Source organism: Neobacillus mesonae (genome assembly GCF_023715155.1).
GTDB classification, from domain to species: Bacteria; Bacillota; Bacilli; order Bacillales; family Cytobacillaceae; genus Neobacillus; species Neobacillus mesonae_A.
Map to the genome: position 1 here is coordinate 86,602 of NZ_JAMBNQ010000008.1, position 25,503 is coordinate 112,104.

At 39.6% G+C, this 25,503-nt stretch carries 22 protein-coding genes and 1 other annotated feature; of the genes, 21 read left to right on the plus strand and 1 reads right to left on the minus strand.

Annotation, left to right across the window (positions count from 1 at the left end):
• Positions 1 to 80: 80 nt before the first annotated feature.
• From hemA to ysxE, 8 genes are all read left to right on the plus strand, one after another.
• Complete coding sequence (gene hemA / locus M3183_RS09760) at positions 81 to 1,424, plus strand: glutamyl-tRNA reductase (RefSeq protein WP_251468945.1); 1,344 nt, start codon at positions 81 to 83, stop codon at positions 1,422 to 1,424.
• Between the two features lie 14 nt (positions 1,425 to 1,438).
• Positions 1,439 to 2,272: a cytochrome c biogenesis protein gene (locus M3183_RS09765; protein ID WP_251468948.1), complete on the plus strand. Its 834-nt coding sequence runs from the start codon at positions 1,439 to 1,441 to the stop codon at positions 2,270 to 2,272.
• A 15-nt stretch (positions 2,273 to 2,287) separates the two neighbouring features.
• Positions 2,288 to 3,223, plus strand: a complete 936-nt coding sequence (hemC, locus tag M3183_RS09770) for a hydroxymethylbilane synthase (RefSeq protein WP_251468950.1) — start codon at positions 2,288 to 2,290, stop codon at positions 3,221 to 3,223.
• A complete protein-coding gene (locus tag M3183_RS09775) occupies positions 3,220 to 4,002 on the plus strand; it encodes a uroporphyrinogen-III synthase (protein WP_251468952.1) in 783 nt (260 codons plus the stop codon). Before hemC ends, M3183_RS09775 begins: the two co-directional genes overlap by 4 nt.
• A 31-nt stretch (positions 4,003 to 4,033) precedes the next feature.
• Positions 4,034 to 5,014 carry a porphobilinogen synthase gene (hemB, locus tag M3183_RS09780; protein ID WP_251468954.1) on the plus strand — a complete coding sequence of 327 codons (981 nt, stop codon included), beginning with the start codon at positions 4,034 to 4,036 and terminating at the stop codon, positions 5,012 to 5,014.
• A 22-nt stretch (positions 5,015 to 5,036) separates the two neighbouring features.
• A complete protein-coding gene (gene hemL, locus M3183_RS09785) occupies positions 5,037 to 6,323 on the plus strand; it encodes a glutamate-1-semialdehyde 2,1-aminomutase (protein ID WP_251468956.1) in 1,287 nt (428 codons plus the stop codon).
• A 142-nt stretch (positions 6,324 to 6,465) separates the two neighbouring features.
• Positions 6,466 to 7,590, plus strand: coding sequence for a stage VI sporulation protein D (spoVID, locus tag M3183_RS09790; protein ID WP_251468958.1), 1,125 nt, complete (start codon positions 6,466 to 6,468; stop codon positions 7,588 to 7,590).
• A gap of 80 nt (positions 7,591 to 7,670) precedes the next feature.
• Entirely contained in the window at positions 7,671 to 8,723 is a 1,053-nt protein-coding gene (gene ysxE, locus M3183_RS09795; RefSeq protein ID WP_251468961.1) for a spore coat protein YsxE, read from the plus strand.
• 17 nt (positions 8,724 to 8,740) lie between these two features.
• Here ysxE and M3183_RS09800 read toward each other — a convergent pair whose 3' ends face one another.
• The gene (locus M3183_RS09800) at positions 8,741 to 8,929 is read right to left on the minus strand and encodes a hypothetical protein (protein ID WP_311315356.1); all 189 of its coding nucleotides are present in this window, start codon (positions 8,927 to 8,929) and stop codon (positions 8,741 to 8,743) included.
• 159 nt (positions 8,930 to 9,088) lie between these two features.
• Positions 9,089 to 9,326 (plus strand) — a binding site (T-box leader).
• A 73-nt stretch (positions 9,327 to 9,399) separates the two neighbouring features.
• Between M3183_RS09800 and M3183_RS09805 the strand changes: the two genes are divergently transcribed.
• The 13 genes from M3183_RS09805 to M3183_RS09865 all read left to right on the plus strand — a co-directional run bounded on the left by M3183_RS09805 (position 9,400) and on the right by M3183_RS09865 (position 25,499).
• Positions 9,400 to 12,042, plus strand: coding sequence for a valine--tRNA ligase (locus tag M3183_RS09805; protein ID WP_251468963.1), 2,643 nt, complete (start codon positions 9,400 to 9,402; stop codon positions 12,040 to 12,042).
• Between the two features lie 72 nt (positions 12,043 to 12,114).
• Positions 12,115 to 13,437, plus strand: coding sequence for a bifunctional folylpolyglutamate synthase/dihydrofolate synthase (locus tag M3183_RS09810; protein WP_251468966.1), 1,323 nt, complete (start codon positions 12,115 to 12,117; stop codon positions 13,435 to 13,437).
• A gap of 62 nt (positions 13,438 to 13,499) precedes the next feature.
• On the plus strand, positions 13,500 to 15,209 hold the full coding sequence (locus tag M3183_RS09815; RefSeq protein WP_251468968.1) for a sensor domain-containing diguanylate cyclase: 1,710 nt from the start codon (positions 13,500 to 13,502) through the stop codon (positions 15,207 to 15,209).
• A 199-nt stretch (positions 15,210 to 15,408) separates the two neighbouring features.
• Positions 15,409 to 15,864, plus strand: a complete 456-nt coding sequence (gene tnpA / locus M3183_RS09820; RefSeq protein WP_251466272.1) for an IS200/IS605 family transposase — start codon at positions 15,409 to 15,411, stop codon at positions 15,862 to 15,864.
• Positions 15,865 to 16,294: 430 nt separating this feature from the next.
• The gene (locus M3183_RS09825) at positions 16,295 to 16,663 is read left to right on the plus strand and encodes a type II secretion system protein (protein WP_251468970.1); all 369 of its coding nucleotides are present in this window, start codon (positions 16,295 to 16,297) and stop codon (positions 16,661 to 16,663) included.
• A gap of 100 nt (positions 16,664 to 16,763) precedes the next feature.
• Positions 16,764 to 17,516 carry a prepilin peptidase gene (locus M3183_RS09830; protein ID WP_251469136.1) on the plus strand — a complete coding sequence of 251 codons (753 nt, stop codon included), beginning with the start codon at positions 16,764 to 16,766 and terminating at the stop codon, positions 17,514 to 17,516.
• Between the two features lie 151 nt (positions 17,517 to 17,667).
• A complete protein-coding gene (gene pilM, locus M3183_RS09835) occupies positions 17,668 to 18,834 on the plus strand; it encodes a type IV pilus biogenesis protein PilM (protein WP_251468973.1) in 1,167 nt (388 codons plus the stop codon).
• 31 nt (positions 18,835 to 18,865) lie between these two features.
• Positions 18,866 to 19,426, plus strand: a complete 561-nt coding sequence (locus M3183_RS09840; RefSeq protein ID WP_251468976.1) for a hypothetical protein — start codon at positions 18,866 to 18,868, stop codon at positions 19,424 to 19,426.
• Positions 19,423 to 20,964, plus strand: a complete 1,542-nt coding sequence (locus M3183_RS09845; protein WP_251468978.1) for an SPOR domain-containing protein — start codon at positions 19,423 to 19,425, stop codon at positions 20,962 to 20,964. The genes M3183_RS09840 and M3183_RS09845 overlap by 4 nt, the downstream gene beginning before the upstream one ends.
• Before the next feature lie 36 nt (positions 20,965 to 21,000).
• Entirely contained in the window at positions 21,001 to 22,665 is a 1,665-nt protein-coding gene (locus tag M3183_RS09850; RefSeq protein ID WP_251468980.1) for a GspE/PulE family protein, read from the plus strand.
• Between the two features lie 20 nt (positions 22,666 to 22,685).
• Complete coding sequence (locus tag M3183_RS09855) at positions 22,686 to 23,750, plus strand: type IV pilus twitching motility protein PilT (RefSeq protein WP_251468982.1); 1,065 nt, start codon at positions 22,686 to 22,688, stop codon at positions 23,748 to 23,750.
• Between the two features lie 23 nt (positions 23,751 to 23,773).
• Positions 23,774 to 24,985 (plus strand): type II secretion system F family protein, encoded by a 1,212-nt coding sequence (locus M3183_RS09860; protein ID WP_251468983.1) that lies wholly within the window; start codon positions 23,774 to 23,776, stop codon positions 24,983 to 24,985.
• Between the two features lie 28 nt (positions 24,986 to 25,013).
• Positions 25,014 to 25,499: a type IV pilus modification PilV family protein gene (locus M3183_RS09865; RefSeq protein WP_251468987.1), complete on the plus strand. Its 486-nt coding sequence runs from the start codon at positions 25,014 to 25,016 to the stop codon at positions 25,497 to 25,499.
• Positions 25,500 to 25,503 lie beyond the last annotated feature (4 nt).

A 25,503-nucleotide genomic window follows, 5' to 3' on the forward strand; every position in this document is an offset into this window, starting at 1 on the left:
CACATTTTTTACCGAGATAGTAAAATAGACATGTTATAATTTAGCTAGTATTGTCATTATTTTGGGGGTGCACTTAACAAATGCATATTTTAGTGATCGGACTTAATTATAAAACTGCCCCTGTAGAAATCCGTGAGCGGTTAACATTCAATGAAACCGATCTTGTGGATGCCATGAACCAATTAAAAAATAAAAAAAGCATCCTGGAAAATGTTATTCTTTCTACATGTAATCGTACGGAGATTTACGCCGTGGTTGATCAATTGCACACAGGCCGCTACTATATTAAAGAATTTTTAGCAAATTGGTTTGGATTGGAGCAGAAGGAATTTTCACCGTTCCTCTTTATTTATGAAGACGACGGTGCGGTAGACCATTTATTTAACGTAACTTGTGGACTTAATTCCATGGTTTTAGGGGAGACCCAGATTCTTGGACAGGTCCGTACAAGCTTTATGACTGCTCAGGAGCAGGGAACAACAGGCTCTGTATTTAACCACTTATTTAAACAAGCAGTCACAATAGCAAAGAAAGCACATTCAGAAACTGAAATCGGTGCAAATGCAGTATCAGTCAGCTATGCAGCTGTTGAATTAGCAAAGAAAATTTTTGGTTCTCTTGCGAATAAGCATGTCGTGATTTTTGGTGCAGGGAAAATGGGGGAACTGGCAGTACAGAACCTTCATGGAGGCGGAATTGGTAAAGTAACGGTTATTAACCGGACTTATGAAAAAGCGCAAGACCTTGCCAGCCGGTTCGACGGCGAAGCAAGAACGATAGATGAATTGCAGAGGTCGCTTATCGAAGCGGATATTCTTATTAGTTCAACGGGTGCAAAGGATTTTGTTATAACAAAAGAATTGATGGCGGGAGTGGAGAAAAAACGAAAAGGCAAGCCATTATTTATGGTAGACATTGCCGTTCCCCGCGACCTTGACCCCCAAATCGCTGATCTGGAAAATGTCTTTTTATATGATATTGATGATTTAGAGGGTATTGTTGAAGCTAATTTGCAGGAGCGCCAAAAGGCCGCTGAAAAAATTATGCTCATGATTGAAAAAGAAATTGTTGACTTTAAACAATGGCTTGGCATGCTTGGTGTGATTCCGGTTATTTCTGCCCTAAGGGAAAAAGCACTGGCCATCCAGGCAGAAACAATGGAAAGCCTTGAACGCAAACTGCCAAATTTATCTGAACGTGATAAAAAGGTTTTAAGTAAACATACAAAAAGTATTATCAATCAGATGTTAAAAGATCCGATTTTACAAGCGAAGGAATTGGCTGCAAGACCTGATAAAGAACAGGCAATGGATTTCTTTATGAAAATCTTTAATATTGAAGAGCTTGTGAAAGAACATCAAACGAAATCGGCCGAATCGAATAAACGGCCAAAGCTCGAAGTACAGGCTTCCTTTCAGTCATAAGGGGGCCCATCTCTATGCTTAGCGTCTTTATGACGAGGGTTCATGAAGTAACGGTTGTTCTTTACGCCTTCAGTGTGCTGTTATATTTTTTCGACTTTGTTTACCATAACCGGAGGGCAAATCGGATTGCCTTCTGGTTACTTGCATTTGTATGGGGTTTACAGACGGTTTTCCTTATTCTTTATATGAAAGAAACAGGAAGGTTCCCAGTATTAACGATTTTTGAGGGGCTTTATTTTTATGCCTGGATATTAATCACATTGTCACTGGGTATAAATCGGTTATTACGGGTGGATTTCATCGTTTTTTTTACGAATATTCTCGGCTTTATTGTCATGGTCATCCATACGTTTGCGCCGACTCAATATCATTCACATGTTATGGCAGCGAAATTGGTGTCTGAATTATTGCTAATTCATATTACGATGGCCATTCTATCATACGGAGCATTCTCACTGTCTTTTGTTTTTTCCATTTTATATCTTTTACAGTATGATTTATTGAAAAGGAAAAAGTGGGGAGCGAGGCTGTTAAGAATTGCGGATTTGGAAAAACTGGAAAGAATGTCGTACATATTAGCTGTAATTGGTGTTCCAATACTTTTATTAAGTTTGATTTTAGGTATGCAGTGGGCTTATATTAAGCTTCCAGGCATGCCTTGGTATGATATTAAAATTATCGGGTCATTTATTTTACTAATATCCTACAGTATTTTTTTATACTTACGGATTGTAAAAAACTTTTCTGGAAAAAGACTGGCTTTATGGAATGCCGCTTCTTTTTTAATTGTTTTAATTAACTTTTTCTTATTTGGACAATTATCATCTTTCCATTTGTGGTACTCATAACACTAGGAGGAAATCATGCGAAAAATTATCGTGGGTTCAAGACGCAGTAAGTTAGCATTAACACAAACCAATTGGGTTATTGACCAATTGAAAAAAATTGATCCAAGCCTAGAATTTGAAGTAAAGGAAATTGTCACCAAGGGAGATAAAATCTTAGACGTAACTTTATCCAAAGTCGGCGGCAAAGGTCTATTTGTAAAAGAAATTGAGCAGTCGATGCTGAATAAAGAAATAGATATGGCGGTACATAGTATGAAAGATATGCCAGCCGTACTGCCTGAAGGTCTTACGATTGGCTGTGTGCCATTCCGTGAAGATCATCGCGATGCTTTGATTTCGAGAAATCATGTGAAATTGGCTGATTTAAAGCCAGGTGCTATTATCGGCACCAGCAGTCTGAGACGCAGTGCACAAATATTAGCGAAACGTCCTGACTTAGAAATTAAATGGATTCGCGGAAATGTCGATACAAGATTGGCCAAACTAGAATCAGAAGAATACGACGCTATTATTTTAGCTGCTGCCGGACTTTCCCGTCTAGGCTGGGCATCTGATGTAGTAACGGAATTTTTGGATACGGATGTATGTATCCCTGCAGTAGGTCAAGGAGCATTATCCATTGAATGCCGTGAAGATGATACAGAACTACTTGATTTGTTTGAAAAGTTCACCTGTAAGAAAACAGAAAGAGCAGTTCGGGCAGAACGAGTGTTTCTTCAAAAAATGGAAGGCGGCTGTCAGGTCCCAATTGCGGGCTTTGCTCGAGTAGAAGACAATGATGAAATTGTTTTAAATGTATTGGTAGGTACTCCTGAAGGTCAGGAGATTTTCCATGAAGAAGTTAAGGGGCAAAATCCGGAGGAACTTGGGAATCAAGCTGCTGATCTATTAATTAAAAGAGGAGCAAAAGACTTGATTGACAGGGTGAAACGGGAGCTTGAGGGGAAATGACCCCGGCTCTTTCACTTAATCATAAAAGGGTGCTCGTTCCTAGAGGAAAGGGGCAGGCGGAATCCTATTCTGAACTAGTCGAAGAATATGACGGGGTTCCGATTAAAATCCCTCTTATTGCGTTTCGCCCGATTGAAAACAATCAACTTTTTGCGAAATGTTTGAAAAAACTGAATACATATGACTGGCTGATCTTTACAAGTAATGTAACAGTTGAAACGTTTTTCTCGCTGGCAGATTCGGCAGTGAAAGTGGATCTGCCGAAAATTGCGGTCATTGGAAAACGGACGGAAGCAGTCTTAAAAGAAAAAGGGGTTTCGGCTGTATTTGTTCCTTCTGCCTATGTAGCTGAAACATTTGTGAAGGAATTTTTGCCGCTCGTTTCAACTGGAATTCGGGTGCTGCTTCCAAAAGGCAATTTAGCCCGGGATTATATTGCAGCTTCCCTGACAAAGGCTGGTGCTGTGGTGGATGAGGTCATTATTTATGAAAATTATCTTCCAGATGATAGCAGGGAAAGTTTGGCTTCGGCGCTTGAAAACCAGCGCTTAGACATTCTGACTTTTACCAGCCCTTCAACTGTCGATCATTTGATGGCAGTGGTTCGTGAAAATCAGCTTCAAGAAAAGCTTCAGGGCCTGGTTATTGGCTGTATCGGGCCGGTGACCGAAAAAAGGCTGCAGGAATATGGACTGCCGATTCACGCCTCGCCAAAAGTATATACAGTAAAAGAAATGTTGAAGAGTTTAGCTCTTTTTTTAACGAAAAAGCAGGTTTAAAAATTAATTATTCATTTGGAGGTATGTAAAAATGGAACTTCAATTTGCACGTCATCGCCGTCTGCGTTCAAGTGCCAGCATGCGGGCACTTGTGAGAGAAAACCACTTAAGGGCAGAAGATTTTATTTATCCGCTGTTTATTTATGAAGGAGAAAATATTCGCAAGGAAGTTTCCTCGATGCCTGGTGTTTTCCAAGTTTCTATGGACAATCTTCAAGCGGAAATGGAAGACATTATAGCACATGGAATTAAAGCAGTATTATTATTCGGTATCCCGGCTGAAAAAGATGAGTGCGGCGGCCAGGCATACCATGATCACGGAATCGTTCAAATTGCAACACGTTATATTAAAGAACACTTCCCTGAAGTTCTTGTTGTTGCCGACACCTGTCTATGTGAGTACACAAGCCACGGTCACTGCGGCTTAGTAGAGGGGGATAAAATTTTAAACGATGAATCTCTGGATTTACTTATAAAGACTGCTGTAAGCCAGGCAAAAGCTGGCGCCGATATCATTGCACCATCCAATATGATGGACGGCTTTGTTGCAGCCATTCGTGCAGGCCTGGATGAAGCTGGTTTTAAAGAAATTCCTATCATGTCTTATGCAGTCAAATATGCATCAGCATTCTACGGACCATTCCGTGAAGCAGCGGAAGGCGCACCACAATTTGGTGACCGTAAAACCTATCAAATGGATCCAGCAAACCGACTCGAGGCATTTAGAGAAGCAGAATCTGATGTCGCAGAAGGTGCCGATTTCCTAATTGTGAAGCCAGGTATGCCATACCTCGATATCGTTCGTGATATTAAAAATAATTACAACCTGCCAGTGGTGGTCTACAATGTAAGCGGCGAGTATTCGATGGTCAAAGCGGCGGCCCAAAATGGCTGGATTGATGAAAAAAGCACTGTACTTGAAATGTTAACGGGTATGAAGCGCGCTGGTGCAGATCTGATCATTACCTACCACGCAAAAGACGCTATTCGCTGGTTAAAAGAAGATCAATAATTTCTGAAATGAGGGAAAAAAGATGCGTTCATATACAAAATCAGTTGAAGCATTTAAAGAAGCCCAAAAATTAATGCCTGGCGGTGTAAACAGCCCGGTTAGAGCTTTCAAATCCGTCAACATGAATCCCATTTTCATGGAGCGGGGAAAAGGCTCGAAAATCTATGATATTGACGGTAATGAATATATTGACTACGTACTCTCTTGGGGACCGCTGATCCTTGGCCACTCCAATGATCAAGTAGTCGAGGCATTGAAAAAAACAGCTGAGAATGGTACAAGTTTTGGCGCCCCTACATTGATGGAAAATAAATTGGCAAAGCTTGTGCAAGAACGCGTGCCATCTATTGAAATTGTCCGCATGGTCAATTCAGGTACCGAAGCAACAATGAGTGTGTTAAGGCTTGCACGCGGCTACACCGGGCGTGATAAGATCTTAAAGTTTGAAGGCTGTTACCATGGGCATGGTGATTCCTTGTTGATTAAAGCCGGTTCCGGTGTTGCAACTCTCGGATTGCCTGACAGCCCTGGTGTTCCTGAAGGTACTGCTTCCAATACGATTACCGTTCAGTACAATGACCTTGAAGGGGTAAAATACGCATTTGAACAATATGGTAAGGATATCGCGTGTATCATTGTTGAGCCTGTTGCAGGCAATATGGGGCTTGTGCCGCCTCTGCCAGGGTTCTTACAAGGATTACGTGACATTACTTCGGAATACGGAGCATTGCTGATTTTCGATGAGGTCATGACAGGCTTCCGGGTCGGCTATAATTGTGCCCAAGGCTATTTCGGGATTACACCTGATTTAACATGCCTTGGTAAAGTAATCGGCGGCGGGCTGCCTGTAGGGGCATACGGCGGTAAAGCTGAAATCATGGAAAAAATCGCACCAAGCGGCCCAATCTATCAAGCAGGCACATTATCCGGCAACCCGCTTGCGATGACTGCCGGTTATGAAACATTAAGCCAGCTGACACCAGCCCATTATGAAGAATTTATCAAGAAAGGTGACTTGCTTGAAAAAGGATATAAGGCCGCAGCTGAAAAATATAATATCCCAATCACATTTAATCGGGCGGGTTCCATGATTGGTTTCTTCTTCACAAATGAAGACGTCATTAACTATGAAAAAGCTAAAACATCAAATCTGGATTTCTTTGCTGAGTACTATCGCCAAATGGCTGATCTAGGAGTATTCCTGCCGCCATCCCAATTTGAAGGCTTGTTCCTATCAACAGAACACTCAGATGAGGATATTGAAAAGACGCTAAAAGCAGCTGAGATTGCATTTTCGAAACTTAAATAAATAATTTTTATTGGCTCTCCTTTTAGGGGAGCCAATTTTTATGTACTTAAACTCTCATTTTTATCATAAATAAAAATATCCATTCATAAAGTGTAAGTGACATGGTGATTTTTTAGTGAAGGAAAAGAAAGGAGGAGTCGCTTTGTCCCAGGAGAATCAATCGTCACTAAGATTTTCCTTGGAGGAGTCTTTGTGGTTTCGAAAAGGACAGGAAGTCGAGGAACTTTTGTCCATTTCGCTTGATCCGGACATTACCATCCAGGAAAATGATCAATATGTAACCATTCGTGGTTCGCTTGAGCTTACCGGCGAATATAAAAGTTGTGAAGTAAGTAATGAAAACGAGGATGAAGGTTATACCTCTCAAAAATTTGTTGAGACAGTTGCAGAACGTGAGGAAGGAAATTGTGAATTTTCTCATCGCTTCCCAGTTGATATAACCATTCCTAATAACCGGATTCAAAGTATTTATGATATTGATGTCCATGTGGAATCGTTTGACTATTCAATACCTGAACGGAGCTGCCTAAAATTGACTGCCGAACTGACCATCAGCGGCCTTTATGGAACAGAGCAGCAACAGCAGCAGGAAGAAGTACAGGAATTTGAAGTTCTCAACCGCTCAAATGAGGTTCAAGAGGAAGAAGAGGCTGAGGTTGAGGAACCAGCCGTTCCAACTAATGAAACGAGCAGCCTATTATTTGAAACAGAAGCAAGAAAACAGCAGGAGGAAGAGCCGGAATTAACATTTCCTAAATTCCCAACCTTTAATTATCAGCCTGAGGAGCAGGAGGAAGAACCAGAACAGCCGTCATGGCAGTTCCAGGAATATAATCCTTCCTTTAGCCAATCATCATGGCCTTACCAGGAAGCTAGAAGCGAAAGCAGCCAGCATCTGGATGTAGAGGTGGAGGCAGAAATAGAAGAAAAAGTGGAAGTGGAAGTGGAAGCAGAAGCAGTGGTAGAAAATGAATATGAAGAAAGTTCATCCTCTTCCTCTGAAGAAGCACCAAAACAAAAGAAAAAGCTTTTTTCCAAAAATAAAACGATGACCCTGACAGAATTCTTTGCCCGTAAGGACGAAGGAACCGCACAGGTGAAACTAAAAGTGTGTATTGTTCAAAAAGGTGATACGGTAGATAGTCTAGCTGAACGGTATGATGTATCTGTCCATAATCTGCTCCGTGTTAACAATCTTGACTTAAATCAAGATGTATATGAAGGACAGGTGCTATATGTACCGGCTGCATCACTTGCAAAAAAATAATGGTATAAAAAAGAGCGGGCGGGTTGGTGATAGACCTGCTCTGCTTCTTTTATAGATTTTTAAGAGAGAGTTGAGTTCATATGAATGACTCGAACCGTCTTGAAGCATTGGCCCCTATTCTGGAACAATATCATATTGAGCCGCATTTTATAGAAGATTATGGAAGCATTCAAAAGATTTACTCTAATAAAGGGACATTTGCTTTGAAAAAAATTGCTCCAACAGCCGGAACAGATTTTATTCGCCATGTGCATTATTTGTATCAAAAAGGGTTTAACCGGATTGTTCCAATTTACCCGACAATGGACGGCAGGTATGCTGTGCTTCATAATCAATTCCTATATTATCTTATGCCATGGATGGCCAATGAAAGTCGTGATCAAAAAAGTCAACAATTATTTAGGGAGCTGGCACGCCTTCATACACTTTCCACTAAGGAAATGACCATTAACAAAGAAGAACGAAACGAGCACTATGAAAAAACGATACAACAGCTTGATAAACACCAAGAATTCCTTGATGGCTTTATTGATGTTTGTGAAAGACAAACCTATATGTCTCCCTTCGAATTGTTATTCTGCTTATATTACAATGAGATTAGCCAGGCACTTCGTTTTTCAAAAGAAAAGTTCGAAGAATGGTATGAAAATACGAAGGATAACGAGAAAGCCAGAGCGGTCGTTGCTCATGGAAAGCTGTCTCCTGACCACTTTCTTTTTGATGAAAGAGGCTACGGTTATTTTATTAACTTTGAAAATGCTTCATATGGGTCGCCCATCCATGACCTGTTACCTTTTATCTCAAGGTCGCTCAGCACAGGTCCTAGGAGGAGTGATGATACAGTAGATTTGATTTACCATTATTTCAAGTACTTTCCTTTTAGGGAAGAAGAGAAGCTATTATTCTATAGTTATTTAGCCTATCCGATCCCTATTATCCAAACAATTGAGAAATATTACCGAAAACAGCGTCCTAAAAATGAGTTGAAGTATGTACGTATGCTTCAGCAGCGTTACTGGCATTTAAAAAATACAGAGTATGTTGTTATGAGAATGACCGAAATTGAAAAACAACAGCAGGAAGCGAGTAATGCAGCCCAGCAAACAGAAGAAGGAGCCCAACAGCAGCAGTAATCTGCAGGCAGGGCTCCTTAAATAATTTCAAAATAAATCGAAATGGCAATCACGATAAATAATGATAATAATAACACATCAAAGACGGTTGGAAGAAAGATGGTCCGAAGAAATTGAAAAATAATAAATGGAACAATTAATTGACCGCTCCACTTGCGAAACGTTTGAAACCAGGGACGGTATTTAAACTTTTGAAAATTCCTCACCAGAAAAACCTCCCCTTTCCCAAATATTACATTCAGTTTATGTATATTCCCAAGTTGTGTGCACCTTTCCGAAAATAGCATATAGTATAAAAAAGAATAATTTTGGTTAACATGTTGACGTAACAAAATCTTTTGGATAGTATTACTATTGTAAAATGAAAAAAAGCAATGACAGGGAAGAGTACGATGCTTACCTGCTTTAAGAGAGGGAAACCAATAGCTGCGAGGTTTCCTAAGCAAAACATCGGAAGGTCGCCCATGAGCTTCTTCTGTAAGATGCCGAATGACGGGCAAGGTAGCAGAAGACGGAGGAAATCCGTTATCCAGAGAAGTGCCAATCATGTTTTTTGATTGGAAAAAAGGTGGTACCGCGAAACAAACTCCATTCGTCCTTTTACGGGCGAACGGGGTTTTTTTTTTTTTTAGAAAAAAGGCAAACCGCCTTATGGAATAAAGGAGGCAGAAATTAGATGGAAACAAAAGAAGTAACAATGCCTACCAAATACGACCCGCAAACAATTGAAAAAGGGCGTTATGAATGGTGGTTAAAAGGCAAGTTTTTTGAGGCAAAAGATGATGAAGGGAAACAGCCGTATACAATCGTCATCCCGCCGCCAAATGTAACAGGTAAACTGCATTTAGGTCATGCATGGGATACAACCCTGCAGGATATTCTTACCCGCATGAAGAGAATGCAGGGGCAGGACGTGCTTTGGCTGCCGGGCATGGACCATGCCGGAATCGCTACTCAAGCAAAGGTAGAGGCAAAGCTTCGCAGTGAAGGCAAGAGCCGTTATGATCTTGGCCGCGAAAAGTTTGTTGAAGAAACATGGAAGTGGAAAGAAGAGTACGCTTCTCATATCCGCGAGCAATGGGCTAAATTAGGACTGGGCCTCGACTACTCACGCGAGCGTTTCACATTGGATGAAGGCTTATCCAAGGCTGTACGCGAGGTTTTTGTAACCCTTTATAAAAAAGGCCTGATTTATCGAGGAGAATATATTATTAACTGGGATCCGTCAACAAAGACAGCCTTATCCGATATCGAGGTAATTTATAAAGATGTGCAAGGTGCTTTCTATCATATGAATTATCCATTATCAGATGGCTCAGGCTCTATCGAGATTGCCACAACTCGTCCGGAGACCATGCTGGGAGACACAGCAGTTGCGGTTCACCCTAAAGATGACAGATACAAGCATTTAATTGGTAAAACCGTGATTCTGCCAATCGTTGGCAGGGAAATTCCGATTGTTGGCGATGAATATGTTGATATGGAATTCGGTTCAGGGGCGGTCAAAATTACACCGGCACATGACCCAAATGATTTTGAAGTAGGCAACCGTCACAATCTTGAACGCGTTCTTGTCATGAATGAAGACGGTACAATGAATGAAAAAGCCGGTAAATACCAAGGAATGGATCGTTTTGAATGCCGCAAGCAGATTGTAAAAGATCTTCAAGAAATAGGGGTTCTCTTTAAAATTGAAGACCATCTGCATTCTGTCGGCCACTCTGAACGAAGCGGTGCAGTTGTAGAGCCATATCTTTCTACACAATGGTTTGTTAAAATGCAGCCGCTTGCCGATGCGGCAATTGCCCTTCAGCAAAAAGAAGACAAAGTTCATTTTGTACCAGACCGTTTTGAAAAAACATATCTTCATTGGATGGAAAATATCCGCGACTGGTGTATATCCCGACAGCTGTGGTGGGGCCATCGAATCCCTGCTTGGTACCACAAGGAAACGGGTGAAGTATATGTTGACCATGAGCCGCCAAAAGATATCGAGAATTGGGAACAGGATCCAGATGTCTTAGATACATGGTTCAGCTCTGCATTATGGCCATTTTCAACAATGGGCTGGCCTGATAAGGAAGCTTTCGATTTTAAACGCTACTTCCCAACTGGTGCCCTTGTAACCGGTTATGATATTATCTTCTTCTGGGTTTCCAGGATGATTTTCCAAAGTGTTGAGTTTACTGGAAAGCGTCCATTTAAAGATGTGCTGATTCATGGCCTAGTACGTGATGAACAAGGGCGTAAGATGAGTAAATCCCTTGGTAATGGCGTGGATCCTATGGATGTTATTGACCAATATGGTGCAGATGCTCTAAGGTATTTCTTGTCAACCGGAACTTCTCCTGGCCAAGATTTACGCTATAGTACTGAAAAGGTGGAGTCTGTTTGGAATTTTGCCAATAAGATTTGGAATGCTTCCCGTTTTGCCTTAATGAATATGAATGGCTTAACCTATGAAGAAATTGATTTTAGCGGGGAAAAATCTGTTGCCGACAAATGGATCTTAACACGATTAAATGAAACGATTGACCATGTAACCAAACTTTCAGACCGCTATGAATTTGGTGAAGTAGGCCGTGCCCTTTATAACTTCATCTGGGATGACTTCTGTGATTGGTATATTGAAATGGCGAAGCTTCCGCTGTATGGTGAAGATGAAGCGGCCAAGAAAACAACACGTTCGATCTTAGCCTTTGTGCTTGACCAAACCATGCGTTTATTGCATCCGTTCATGCCATTTATAACGGAGGAAATTTGGCAAAACCTTCCTCATGAAGGAGAATCCATTACACAGGCAAAATGGCCGGAGGTAACACAGGAGCTTACTGATGACGCAGCAGCACAGGAAATGAAACTGTTGGTGGAAATGATCCGCGCTGTACGGAATATTCGCGCCGAAGTGAATACTCCATTAAGCAAGAAAATTAAAATGATTGTGAAAGCAAAGGATGAAACGATTCTAGGTACAATCGAGAGGAATCGTGCGTACATCGAACGTTTCTGTAATCCTGAACAATTACAAATGGGCATCGATGTTGAAATCCCTGAAAAGGCTATGACAGCCGTTATTACCGGTGTAGAAATCATCCTTCCGCTTGAAGGTTTAATCAATATTGACGAAGAAATTGCCCGCTTAGAAAAAGAATTGGATAAATTAAATAAAGAAGTTGAAAGAGTGCAAAAGAAATTAAGCAATGAAGGCTTTATGAAAAAAGCACCAGAACATGTAGTGGCTGAAGAGCGTGCAAAAGAGAAAGACTACCTAGAAAAGAGAAGTATTGTGGAAGGCCGGATAAAAGAATTAAGAGGTTAAAAAGTAAACATGGTGAGGCGAATTTATTCCAAATTCGTCTCGCCATTATTTTTTAAAAAAGGGGTGTATGGAATGTTTGCTACATATGAAGAAGCCCTAAAGTGGATTCATGGAAGACTTAGATTAGGAATAAAACCAGGTTTAAAACGAATGGAATGGATGATGGACAAACTTGGATCTCCAGAGAAAAAGATGAAAACTGTTCATATCGGCGGTACGAATGGGAAGGGGTCAACTGTAACATTTCTGCGTTCGATTTTGCAGGAAGCTGGATATACTGTGGGTACGTTTACCTCTCCTTATATTGAGCACTTTAATGAGCGTATCAGTGTGAATGGAAAGCCGGTTACTGATCAGGAAATCCTTGATTTAACGAATATAATCGTTCCGTTGGCAGATGAATTGGAGGGGACTGATCTTGGCGGACCTTCGGAGTTTGAAGTAATCACCGCGATGTCATTTTATTATTTTGCTCAAAATGCCAATGTTGATATTGTCCTTTACGAAGTAGGTTTAGGAGGAAGATTGGACTCTACAAACATCATTCATCCTTTAGCCTCCATCATTACGAATATTGGACTTGATCATACAAACATTCTTGGTGACACGTATGAGAAAATTGCCTTTGAAAAAGCGGGAATTATTAAGGAAAAAACTCCGATTTTCACTGCAGTCAAACATCCAGGGGCAATGAGGGTAATAAAAGAAAAAGCTGAACAAATGGCAGCTCCTTTCTACCGTTTAGACCATGACTTCTTTATTTATGATCATAAATCAATTCAAAAAGGGGAAGTTTTCAGCTTAAAAACTAATATGGTCGAGTTAAAACAGCTTGAAATCAGCATGATTGGACAACACCAAACGGAAAATGCGGCTCTTGCCATTTGTGCAGCTTTATATTTGGACCAAGCGAATCTGTTCCATATATCTGAACAGGCTATTCGGACGGGGTTAAGAAACGGCTACTGGCCGGGAAGATTTGAAGTCCTTTCTGAAAAGCCGCTGGTCATTATCGATGGTGCCCATAATGATGAGGGAATCACCACTCTGGTTCACGAACTGTCAACACGTTTTTCTGACCGCAGGATCCATATTGTTTTTGCTGCTCTAAAAGATAAAAAGTATGACAAAATGATTGCTAAGCTTGACCAAGCAGCAGATAAAATATCTTTTGTGAATTTTGATTACCCGCGTGCAGCGAAAGCAGAAGACTTTTTGAAAATTAGCGATTCAGCAGATAAATTGGCAGTTGATGACTGGAAAACCTACCTGCAAGAGGAGATTCAAACCATTGCAGATGACAGCATGTTAGTTGTCACAGGTTCTCTTTATTTTATTTCTGAGGCAAAGCCAGTTTTATGTAAAAATTTGAAAAATATGACGATTTCTTTATGACAATTTTTTTATAATTTGGTAAAATAATATTATCTTGAATTCAAATTAAGGAGGGGAAGCAGATGGAAATTAAGCCGCAAATAAAAACTGCAGCTTTCCTGATGTGGATTTTAATGGTTCCAGCAGGTTTATGGTTTACCTATACATCCTACCCTCCTCAATTCTCCGGCAATTGGCTTGATCTGCTTGCATTTTTGCTGCTAATTTCGCTGGTTGCCGGCATGCCGATTGTTATCAATAACATGTTTATCTTTTTAATTCAGTGGGTTGCCTTGGCTGTCTTTTTAAAATTTGGTTTATTTGTAGAAATAATTTTTGCCCAAGTCTCATTGGTTGTTTTACTGTTACGATTAAAAGTTTTTGAAAAAGATCAATGGTTTCGCTACCCGCTTAATTTAAACATGATTTTTATGGTATCTTTTGTAAGCGGTGTGATTTATTTTGCTCTTGGGGGTGAAATCTCTCCTAATCTATCAGACAATCATAATGCCATTTGGCTTGCTTTCCTGTATGCAATTGTAAGTTATCTCTTAAATCAAATCATCATCACTATCCATCTCTATTTTATTTTTAAAGAGCCTTTTCTGGGAAAAGACTTTATTGTTGAAACGATTACGACATTCATCACCCTGCCAATTGGTATTGTGCTCTATATTCTCTATAAACAGGTGGGTTTATTAGCACTTTTATTTGTAGGTGCCCCGTTTATCAGTATATCTATCATTTTTAATCTCTATTATTCTAGTCAAAAAGTAAATCATTATTTGCAAAAGGCAGCAGAAATTGGTCATCAAATGGCTGAGCATTTGCATGTGGATGATGTATTGAATCTATTTATCGAGAAGCTATGCGAAATGCTTCCCGTTGATTATGCATATATATTGGAATTAAAGAATGATGAACTTAAGCTGGTTCGGAGAATGGAATCGGGACTTGCCTTATCAAAAGATATGCCTTCTTTAAAATTAAGTGAGGGAATCAGCGGGCTTGTACGTTCAAATCGTAAAGCTTTGATTTTTGCGAAAAGGAAAGAATGGCTGCCATATGCAAACGGCTATATTCCGATGGAAGCTGAAAGTATATTAAGTGTTCCAATTGAGAGAAGCCAGAATTTAATAGGTGTGCTCGTTCTGGCTTCGAAAAAAAAGCGGGCATATGAAAAATATCAGCTGATGATTCTCGATATCTTATGCTCCTATTTTGCTGTGGCAATGGAAAATGCGAGGCATTATGAACATACGAAAATGCAAAGTGAACACTGCTCATTAACGAAATTATATAATTATCATTACTTTGAAAGTGTATTGAACCAGGAATTTGATAAATTAATACACTTCGAACGTCACCAGCTTTCATTGATCATTCTCGATATTGACCATTTTAAAGCTATTAATGATACATATGGCCATCAAAGCGGGAATGAAATTCTATTAGAATTAGCTTGCAGATTAAAGCAGGTTGTGGGGGATTTCGGCACTGTTGCACGATATGGAGGAGAGGAGTTTGTTGTTCTGCTGCCAGACAGTTCAAAAGACGAATCAGTCCAAATGGCCGAACAAATCAGGCAAGCCGTCGGCACCTGGCCTTTTACTTTAAAACAATCTTTGGACACAACCCAGCGGCAGGTCAAAATGACTGTTTCAATCGGTGTAGCTACTGCACCGGAAGATGCGGAAGATGCCCTGGCATTAGTCAGGCATGCAGACAGGGCCTTGTATGTGGGAGCGAAGCGGGCAGGACGGAATCGGGTAGCGGAATATTCATCATGTTAAAAAACGGAATACAAGAGCAGTTTCATTTGGAGCTGCTTTTAATTACGACTTTAGTCCGTTGAGCTCGCGATAGCGTGCGAAACAAAAAACCACCTGCTATGCGGGTGGGTGACAAGTGGTTAGACCAAACAAAAAACTCACTTTTTTCTATAATAGAGATTGTTCAAGCCTCTATAATTTAGAAAGGAAAGTGAGTTTATTGGCAAACAAAGCAAATAGTTTGGCACATACAAAATGGTTATGCAAGTACCATATTGTGTTCACTCCAAAGTATAGACGAAAAATAATTTACAATCAATATAGAAAGAGTATAGGTGAAATATTACGAACGCTTTGTAACTATAAAGGTGTTGAAATAATAGAAGGTCACCTCATGCCAGACCATGTTCATATGTTGGTAAGTATTCCGCCCAAAATATCTGTTTCAAGTTTCATGGGATATTTAAAAGGTAAAAGCGCATTAATGGTTTTCGACAAGCATGCAAATTTAAAATATAAATTCGGAAATCGGCATTTTTGGGCTGAAGGATATTATGTGAGCACAGTAGGATTAAACGAAGCAACGATAAAAAAATATATCCAAGATCAAGAAAAACATGATATAGCATTAGATAAATTAAGTGTAAAAGAATATACAGACCCTTTCAAAGGGTAGCAAGTAATACCAATACCCTTTAAGGGGTGGCAAAAGCGGCAAAGGCAATAGAGGCTTGAATTAAATGAAAGCCAGCGCCTTTAGACGCTGGCCGGTAATATAGGCTTATAGCCGTTGTTCAAACCACCCGTTGGACGGGTGGTCATGATTTATTGCAATAATTAGATTATGTTCACTAAAATTTAACAAAAAATATCTATTCCCAGCCCTCATACTGCATGCTACAATACAGATTGAACTACAGATGAAGGACTTTTGGGTTATAGAAAAAACAGTAAGGAAGTCCCTGTTTGGTAATTGCGAAATTTGTCGAAATGTCTATAATAAAACATATAGGAGGAAAATAAAAGAAAGATTAGTATAAGGCACATAGCCTGTATTTTCAGAAAAGATAGGAATAAAGCATTAAAGCAAACGAGGAGACATGAACATGAAAAAATTAATAGGAAAATTGTTAAATAAAAAAATGAAACTGTTAAAAAATCAACAAGGTTTAACATTGATAGAGTTATTGGTTGTGATTGTTATTTTGGGGATTATTGCGGCTGTTGCAATTCCGATGGTAAGTAATCAATCTTCAAATGCAAAGAAAAGTGCTGCTGAACAGACAAATGCGATTGTAAAAGATGCTGTTCAACGTTATGTAGCAACTGATTCTGCCTATACAAGTGGGTCAAAGGTGACAATTACAAATCTAGTTGATAAATATCTGAAGGAAACACCAAAGTGTCCAGATACCTACAATGCAGCAGGTAATACTGACGATCTTCAAAAAATTGATTATTGTACTGCGAATTAGAAAAACTAAAGAACTAAAAAAAGCTGTCGCGTCATTTTTGGCGGCGACAGCTTTTTTTGTCATAATAGAAGCAGGGAAATGAAGAGGGGGAAGGTTTTTGGTGATTTTTATTGATATTCTTGTTTTGATCTATGCATTGATTCTTGGCAGCTTTTTTAATGTCGTTGCCATCCGCCTGCTAAATAAAGAATCACTGGTTTTCCCGCCTTCACATTGCATCCATTGCCGCCATCGTTTACATGTATTAGATTTAATTCCTGTATTGAGTTATCTATTTCTAAATGGGAAATGCCGATATTGTAAGGCTCCCATTTCACCGTTATATCCATTTGGTGAATTATTGACGGCCGTCTCTATTTTCTTTGTGTATAAATCAATAGGTCTGTCATTAGAATTGATTCCCGTATTGCTTTTAACGGTTTTACTCATTATCTCTGTTTTAACCGATATTCGAAAACAGGTAATTCTTGATGCTGTAACATTGCCAATGCTTGGGGTATTAACTATAATCCGCCTATTTATTGGGAACGAATCTTTTTGGTATTATCTAATTGGTGGAATAGTTGGCTTTTTGCTGCTGTTTCTTATCGCAATTGTCAGTAAAGGAGGCATGGGCGGGGGAGATATCAAATTATATGCCGCCATTGGAATAGTCTTGGGACCCGGGCTGACAGTTATGAGTCTCGTCCTTGCGTCCTTTGTTGGTGCAATTGCGGGGCTGTTCCTTATGATGATTGGAAAGTTAAAGCGGGGTCAGCCGATTGCTTTCGGGCCATTTATCATGATTGGTACATTATTTAGTTATGTATATGGAAGAGAGATATGGGATTGGTACATGGATATCTTTCTATAAAATGAAACTTCAATCATTGAGGATTAATCCCGCTCAACTAAGCCGCAAAAAACACAAGCGGTGAGTTTTACTTAATCCCGCCAATCGGGCGTTTACGACAGTTCATCCCCGCTTTTCGTCTGCCAAGGCAACGCATTAATGCGGGATAAAAGTGAATAGGATATCAATCTTTGAGGTGATTAGATTGTTTAATAAAAATAAATTTTCAGGAATTGACTTTCATGAAAGGTCCATTTCGATTGCTGTTATTAGGATGGAAAGAGGGCTGCCGGTTGTCCAGGATGTTGGACGGTATGAGATGAAAGAGAACATACTTAACGGAAGTCATTTATCCAAAAACGAGCTCCTTTTAACTGCGTTAAAAGATGCCTTGGATACAAAAAGACTGGTGAAAAAGGTTCACTTAGCCATTCCGACCCAGAATATCCTTGTACGAAAAATCACCTCGCTTCCTGATATTGGCGAAAATGAATTAGCTAAAATTTTGCAGTTCCAGATTGGTGAAAATATCCATCTGCCATTTGAGAATCCCATTTACGATTTTGTTAAAATAGGATCACTTTTACCAAGTAAAAAAGGTGAATATCTGGCAGATCATCCAGGCTGGGAAGAAAATAATGATGAGCTGTCTTTGGATGAATTGGCAAAAGGAATTGAACAGCATATCGAAGGGCCAAAAAGTGAACTATTGCTTTTTGCAACTTCCAAGGATTTTTCACATGACTTATCGGAAGTTTGCAAATCCTCTGGTCTTAGACCCATTTCGGCTGAAATTCGCGGCCTTGCACTACAGCGCCTGCTTATGTATGTTCATCCCAATTGGCTTAATGAAACAGAAATGATTCTGGATGTATCGGAGAATTCCATTGACATTCATATTTTCAAAGAAAATTGGATTGTATTTTCAAGGATGATGTCCTTTACACAAAATGACTATTTTTCAGCGGAACATCAAGATAATTTAATGTTTGATGAAGATTTGCTGCAGGTGTCTAGGAGTCAAATGGAAATTGCAGCGGCCCGGGATGTAGGAATGGACAGATACGAAGATGCTTATCTTAATCAAATTGTACTTGAGATTGAAAGAGCACAGAACTTTTTCCGTTATTCAATGAATGAACGAGAAACCGAGTTTAAGAGGATAATTGTTACGGGGGACAATGCCAGTCAAATATTTGAACCCTTAAAGCAGAGAATGGAAACGGAGCGTCTAGTACGGATTGATTTTAGTTCCATCTTAGCAAATAATTTTACAGATCAGCGACTTTTAGATTCCTGCAGTGTTGCCATAGGTCTGGCAATAAGAGGAAATTATTAATTGAGCAGGTTCATCGGAATGGAGGCCTATCGTGGAAGTCAGCATTAATTTATTACCCCAATCCAATAATCGTCAGGAAAAAAGACCAGTTTATCTCATTCCAATTATAGGTATAACAGCCGTGCTGGCCGCAGCCTCTTTTTTAACCTATAGTTATTTTGATAGTAAGAACTCTATTAAGACATTGTCAGAGACTATAAATGCGAAGACAACCATTCGAGATCAATTATTAAATGATTATAAAACCAAAACGAATGGAGTTAGTGAGTTTAATTTTATCGATAAATATCAACAATTGGATAAATTTTTACAGTCAATTTATGTAAATTCAAGCGACCTGCAGGATTCTTTAAAACGCTTGCTGCCTGTTCAAGCTGATGTGGTTTCGTATTCTTATTCAAATGAGGGCGATCTCACAGTAACCGTTAATTTTTACTCCAAAGGGGATTCTGCTGTTTATCTGCACCGCTTGCTTCAAGCAAATTTTGTTCAAAAGGCTGAGATGGTGAGTATTACAGCCAATGATAAAGATCTAACCTATAATGCTGTATATCAGATGAAGCTCAATACATTGGCGGGTGGAGAAAAATGACAAAATGGCTGGAACTAAATCAAAAGCTGGTGCTGATGATTGTCCTTTTCTTACTGATGATTTTAACAGCTTTTTATATTTTTATGATTCTTCCATTAGCGACCGAAGAAAAAAATGAACAGCAGCAATTATCCAGAATCAATGACGATGTTTCATTTTACCAAAAGGCCTTAAAAAAACTAACGCCCCAAAGAATGACGGAAAAGGAAAAAAACTCATTAATGGAAACAATCCCAGGAAAACCAAATGTAGAGGAATTAATTAAAGACCTGGAAAGAACGGAATTAGAGACAGGTGTCGTGATTGAAAATATTACTTCAAGCATCCACTCAAATGGTTTAAATCAAAATAAAGAGGCGGCTTCCCAGAATAATCAGCCTGTAGATCAGCAGGGACAGGGATGGGAAACCATCTTGCCAAAAAATGTTCTTGAAAAGTTTAAAGATCAAATGACAGGTTTGAACAATCTCAAAGTCTCTTATGTAGAGATGGCGATTAATGTAAATGGTGAACCGGTGGATGCTTCTAAATTTGTCAAGCAGCTTGAAAATTTAAACAGGATTATTCATGTACAAAGCTATGAGTATACGATTAATAAGGAAAAGAATCATCGTTTAGAAGGAATTGTCACCATTCATGCTTTTTACTGTGAAGATTTTGCCGAGCTGCTAAACGGAGATACCAAATTCGAATTAGATTATGATTTCAATCCCAATATGTTAAAACGTTACGTAGATCCGTACGTGTCCACCGATAGTCAGCTTGAATCAGGAAGTGACTCTACTACTATTGGACAAGATAATAGTGTTGTGGAACAACCTCCTGCAGTAGAAACAGGTTCGGAAACGAATAGGACAAACACGGGAAGTTCTGAAAAAACGACACAGGCCGATAAAAAAACTCCTGTTTATCAAGCTCCTCAAATAAAAAATAGCGGTATAATACAAGACAATCCAGTATTTTATGTTGTACAAACGGGAGCTTATCAGTCTGAAAAATACTTGAATGCAGCGGTCCAAAAATTGATGAATGCCGGAGTATATCCGAGAATTATTGGAGACAACATGAGTTATATTTATACGGCAACGGACAGCAGTATTCCTTCGGCAGAAAAATTGGTAGAAATTTTAAAAACTGCAGGTTTTGATTCCTATGTGAAAGTATTGCCTTACAGGTTAACAAAGGATGAAAAAGCTGTGTTGTTAAAGGATTCTGATGATTTAATAGGTTCTATAACAGAAATCATTTCTAAAGGAATAATGAACCATGATTCTTCCCTTACAAAAGAACAATTCGACACTTTGGTTGGCAAAACAAAGTCATACGAGAAAAAAGTTCAGCAGGCTATAAATAAAACAGACAACAAAGAACGGAAAGATGAATTGCAGGAAACCATGACAATTCTTGACCATGTTTTAGATATAGTACAAGAAAACGTACCAAATGGAAAAGCCGATTCCCTATGGGAAGCAGAAGGGTTAATTTTAGACTATATGTTAATTTTCAATGGGTATGTTCCAACTGATATAAAAGGATAACAGTCTTTTCACTTTACGAAAAGAAGGGATAAGAAAATGATTCAAAAGCGGAAAAGGTTAGGAGATTTACTGGTAAATGCTTCAATTATCACGGAACGACAGCTGTTGGAAGCTTTAAGTGAACAAAAGAATACTGGTAACCGGCTTGGCGATCAGCTGATTGCTATGAATCTAGTAAGTGAGCAGCAAATTATTGAGGTGTTAGAATACCAGTTAGGCATTCCACATGTTGATTTATATAAACAGAAAATAGACAGGAAATTGGTCAATATTATTAGTGAAGAACTGGCAAGGAAACATCAAATATTGCCTCTTAAAAAGACTGGGAACAGGCTGATGGTCGCCATGGCCGATCCGCTGGATTATTTTGCACTCGATGATCTGCGTTTAAGCACCGGTTTTGAGATTGACCCTGCGATTGCTAAAAAAGAAGAGCTTCATTTAGCGATTAACCGATATTATGGGATGCAAAAGTCTATTGATCAAGTATTGCAGGAAATGCCTGTGAGTGAAGATGACCCTGCTTACATGGAAGCACAGCAATCGGATGATTCACCAGTAGCCAAGATGGTAAATCAATTAATCAATCAAGCGGTTCAGCTCGGGGCCAGTGACATCCATTTTGATCCGCAGGAAACAGAAATGTTCATTCGTTTAAGAATTGATGGGCTGCTAAGACTAGAGCGGACATTGCCTATTAAAATGAATAATATTTTAGTGTCCAGAATCAAAATTATGTCCAAATTAAATATTGCCGAAAAACGTCTGCCACAGGATGGCCGTTTTAAATTGGACTTAGAATTGAAAACCATTGATATCCGTGTTTCCATTCTGCCAACCGTCTATGGAGAAAAAGTGGTGATGCGGCTTCTGGACACAGGAAATATCTCCTTAGGAATTGAGAAACTTGGCTTTTCTGAAGAAAATAAAACGAAATTCCATAAAATGATTCACCATGCATATGGAATTATTCTTGTAACCGGCCCAACTGGGTCAGGTAAGTCTACTACCCTTTATACTGCTCTGCAGCAGTTGAATTCGGATACAGTCAATATTATTACGGTTGAAGATCCAGTTGAATACCAAATAAAAGGAATCAATCAGGTACAGGTCAAATCCAATATTGGCATGACATTTGCTGCGGGTCTGCGTTCCATTTTAAGACAGGACCCGGATATAATCATGGTCGGGGAAATTCGTGATTCGGAAACAGCCGAAATTGCCTTGCGTTCTGCCATGACCGGTCATTTAGTATTAAGCACCCTTCATACGAATGATTCAGTTAGTGCCATCAGCAGGCTTATGGATATGGGGGTTGAACCCTATCTTGTCGCCTCATCTTTAGTCGGGATAATAGCCCAAAGGCTTGTCCGCAAGGTGTGCCCGGATTGTGCCCATACCTATGAACTAACGGATGGAGAAAAAGATCTTTTTGTTTCAAGGGGCCTTCCTATAACGGGAATTGTTAAAGGCACAGGTTGTTCCAGCTGTAATAGTACCGGATATAAAGGCCGGCTGGCGATCCATGAAATGGTCTTAATCAATGATCATTTGCGTGAAATGATTACTAGAAAACATGCAGATTCTGTATATCGCCGCTATGTAGAAGAACAAGGTTTTAAAGGAATGTTTGATGATGGCCTTGTGAAGGTATCACAAGGGCAGACAACAATAGAGGAAATCTTTCGGGTCACAGTTTAATCGTGGAAGGAAAAATAGAAATGAGTTCATCCAATGTGCTAAATATGGAAAAATTACTGTACTTTGCTTATCGAAACCAAGCATCTGATTTACACATAACTGCCGGGATTACACCGATTGTTCGAATAAATGGACAGTTAAAGAAAATCGGCACCCAAAGTCTTGTGCCTGAGGACACAATCAGAATGGCTCAGGAAATAACAACACAAGAACAGTTTGAACGATTTCAAAGGGAAGGAGAGCTTGACTTTTCCTATTCTTTGCCAAATATTTGCCGTTTTCGTGTAAATCTATACCGTCAAAGAGGGTCTGCTGCTATCGTCTGCCGGGTGATTAATAATCATATTCCTACATTGGCATCATTAAATTTGCCAGGGGTAACCAAGCACTTTGCTAAGCAGACACAAGGGATTTTACTAGTTACAGGACCTACCGGAAGCGGTAAATCTACCACTTTAGCTGCGATTATTGATTATATAAATGAAACATTCAGCAAACATATATTGACGCTGGAAGATCCAATTGAATATCTTCATAGCCACAAGAAAAGTATAGTAAACCAGCGTGAAATTGGACAGGACAGTAAATCCTTTGCCATTGCCCTCCGTGCTGCATTAAGGCAGGACCCAGATGTTATCCTTGTAGGAGAAATGAGGGATCTGGAAACGATCCAAACGGCAATTACGGCAGCAGAAACGGGGCATCTGGTACTTGCAACTCTTCATACAACCGGAGCTGCTCAAACGGTGGACAGGATTATTGACGTATTTCCTGCTGAGCATCAGCAGCAAATCCGCGTTCAGCTCGCAAGTACATTGCTTGGTGTTATTTCGCAGCATCTTCTGCCAACTGCGGACGGAACAGGAAGAATTGCAGCGCTTGAAATATTGGTATCAAACCATGCTGTTGCCAATCTAATTCGTTCTAATAAAATCCACCAAATTCAATCGATTTTGGAAACCGGCAGGGGAAGCGGTATGCAGACAATCAACATGGCCGTAGCCCAGCTTGTACAGGCAGGACTCGTTACCCGCACGGCTGCTGATGAATATGTGCCAAATTGGGATCAACATGAACAGATTTAGCGCTTTAGAGGAGGGCTTGGGTTGTGATTTATCATTATAAAGGAATTGATGCCCAAACCGGCAAAGAAGTAAAAGGGAAACTTACTGTCTCATCAAAAACAGAGGCAGTGGAAGAATTAAAAAGAAAAGGCCTTTATCTATCTGAACTTATAGAGAAAAAGGAATCTATCCTTACGAAGGATTTGAACCTAACGATTGGAAAGCCGGTTAAAAATCAAGACTTTGTTGTATTTTGCCGGCAGCTGGCTACCCTGCTAAATGCCGGGACACCTATCGTTGACTCTATCAGACTGCTCTCTGATCAGGTTTCTTCTAAAGTTTTCCGGAAGACGCTTAATGAGTTATATCGGGATATACGTTCAGGAACTGCTTTTTCGGAAGCCTGTCAAAAATTCCCGAAGATCTTTGATAAAGTATTCATAAACATGGTTATAGCTGGAGAGACAAGCGGCGACCTGGAGAGAGTTATGGACCGATTAGCTATTTTCTATGAAAAAGAATATAAAATCCGCGGCAAAGTTAAGTCAGCTATGATGTATCCGGTTGTTGTCAGCATAGTGTCGATTATTGTGGTGATTATACTGCTTACAAAAGTATTGCCTAGTCTTTTAAACAATCTTCTATCAGTAGGGGGAAAAATACCGCTTCCCACAAAAATCGTAATGGCATTATCAAACTTTTTTATTGAAAAATGGTTTTTATGTTTGCTGATTGTTCTTTTGTTTGTATTACTCTATTTAGCAGCCAAGCGAAGCCCAAAAGGGCAATATATGCTGGATTTATTGAAACTAAAAATCCCGGTATTTGGTATTCTAAACCAAAAGCAAATTATTGCCAGGATTTCAAGAACAATGGCATCACAATTTGCCAGCTCGGTTCCGGTCTTACAAATATTAAAAATGAGTGCAGAGGTTTCAGGCAATTTGGTGTTCTCACGGGTATTGGATCAATCGCGTGAGTCACTCCGCGGCGGTTCAAGTCTATCTCATCCACTATCACAAAGCTGGGTGTTTCCTAAATTAGTCAGCCATATGGTGGCGGTTGGCGAGGAAACAGGGCAGCTGGACATGATGCTGGAAAAGGTTGCGGACTTTTATGAAGAGGAAGTAGAGCAAATGACCTCCCGTTTAAGTGCTGTATTAGAACCTTTAATGATTGCCATTGTCGGCGGAATTGTAGGATTAATTGTACTAGCTGCCATGCTTCCGATGTTTTCAATATATCAAAATATTTAATTTGCGATAACTAAATGGATGTGGCACTGTGAAAAAAATAAGGCAAAATCAATCTGGGATAACTTTAGTCGAGGTCCTGCTGGCAACAGTACTCTTAGGATTCATTGTTTCCGTGTTTGTCATCCTTTCGGGGAGTATTGCTAAAACCAATACGGATAGCGGGAAAGAGACTCAAGCAATGGCCTATGCAACGATTATTAGTGAATTGGTTAAATGTAAATATAACCTTAAATGTGAAGAATCAAGTATCTATCTAGAATCAACTGTAATGGATAAGGATAGTGCAGCCAATGGGGATCCTGATTATTCTATCAGCCAGCCTATCCATATACCTTCCGATGATTTTGAAGATATTAAATATATATCAGGAAAGAAAACGGGGTACCAGTACAAGATAAAAATATCGAAGGCAGCGGCATCTGAGAATTATCTTGAAATTCAAGTGACGGTTAGAAATCTGCAAGCCAAAACAGAAGAGACCCTTGTGTTTAGACATAATTTTTTTAATAGCTAAGAGA

Coding starts and splice junctions, on each gene's coding strand:
- hemA (WP_251468945.1), top strand. CDS start 81: ATGCATATTTTAGTGATCGGACTTAATTATAAAACTGCCCCTGTAGAA.
- M3183_RS09765 (WP_251468948.1), top strand. CDS start 1,439: ATGCTTAGCGTCTTTATGACGAGGGTTCATGAAGTAACGGTTGTTCTT.
- hemC (WP_251468950.1), top strand. CDS start 2,288: ATGCGAAAAATTATCGTGGGTTCAAGACGCAGTAAGTTAGCATTAACA.
- M3183_RS09775 (WP_251468952.1), top strand. CDS start 3,220: ATGACCCCGGCTCTTTCACTTAATCATAAAAGGGTGCTCGTTCCTAGA.
- hemB (WP_251468954.1), top strand. CDS start 4,034: ATGGAACTTCAATTTGCACGTCATCGCCGTCTGCGTTCAAGTGCCAGC.
- hemL (WP_251468956.1), top strand. CDS start 5,037: ATGCGTTCATATACAAAATCAGTTGAAGCATTTAAAGAAGCCCAAAAA.
- ysxE (WP_251468961.1), top strand. CDS start 7,671: ATGAATGACTCGAACCGTCTTGAAGCATTGGCCCCTATTCTGGAACAA.
- M3183_RS09805 (WP_251468963.1), top strand. CDS start 9,400: ATGGAAACAAAAGAAGTAACAATGCCTACCAAATACGACCCGCAAACA.
- M3183_RS09810 (WP_251468966.1), top strand. CDS start 12,115: ATGTTTGCTACATATGAAGAAGCCCTAAAGTGGATTCATGGAAGACTT.
- M3183_RS09815 (WP_251468968.1), top strand. CDS start 13,500: ATGGAAATTAAGCCGCAAATAAAAACTGCAGCTTTCCTGATGTGGATT.
- M3183_RS09825 (WP_251468970.1), top strand. CDS start 16,295: ATGAAAAAATTAATAGGAAAATTGTTAAATAAAAAAATGAAACTGTTA.
- M3183_RS09845 (WP_251468978.1), top strand. CDS start 19,423: ATGACAAAATGGCTGGAACTAAATCAAAAGCTGGTGCTGATGATTGTC.
- M3183_RS09850 (WP_251468980.1), top strand. CDS start 21,001: ATGATTCAAAAGCGGAAAAGGTTAGGAGATTTACTGGTAAATGCTTCA.
- M3183_RS09855 (WP_251468982.1), top strand. CDS start 22,686: ATGAGTTCATCCAATGTGCTAAATATGGAAAAATTACTGTACTTTGCT.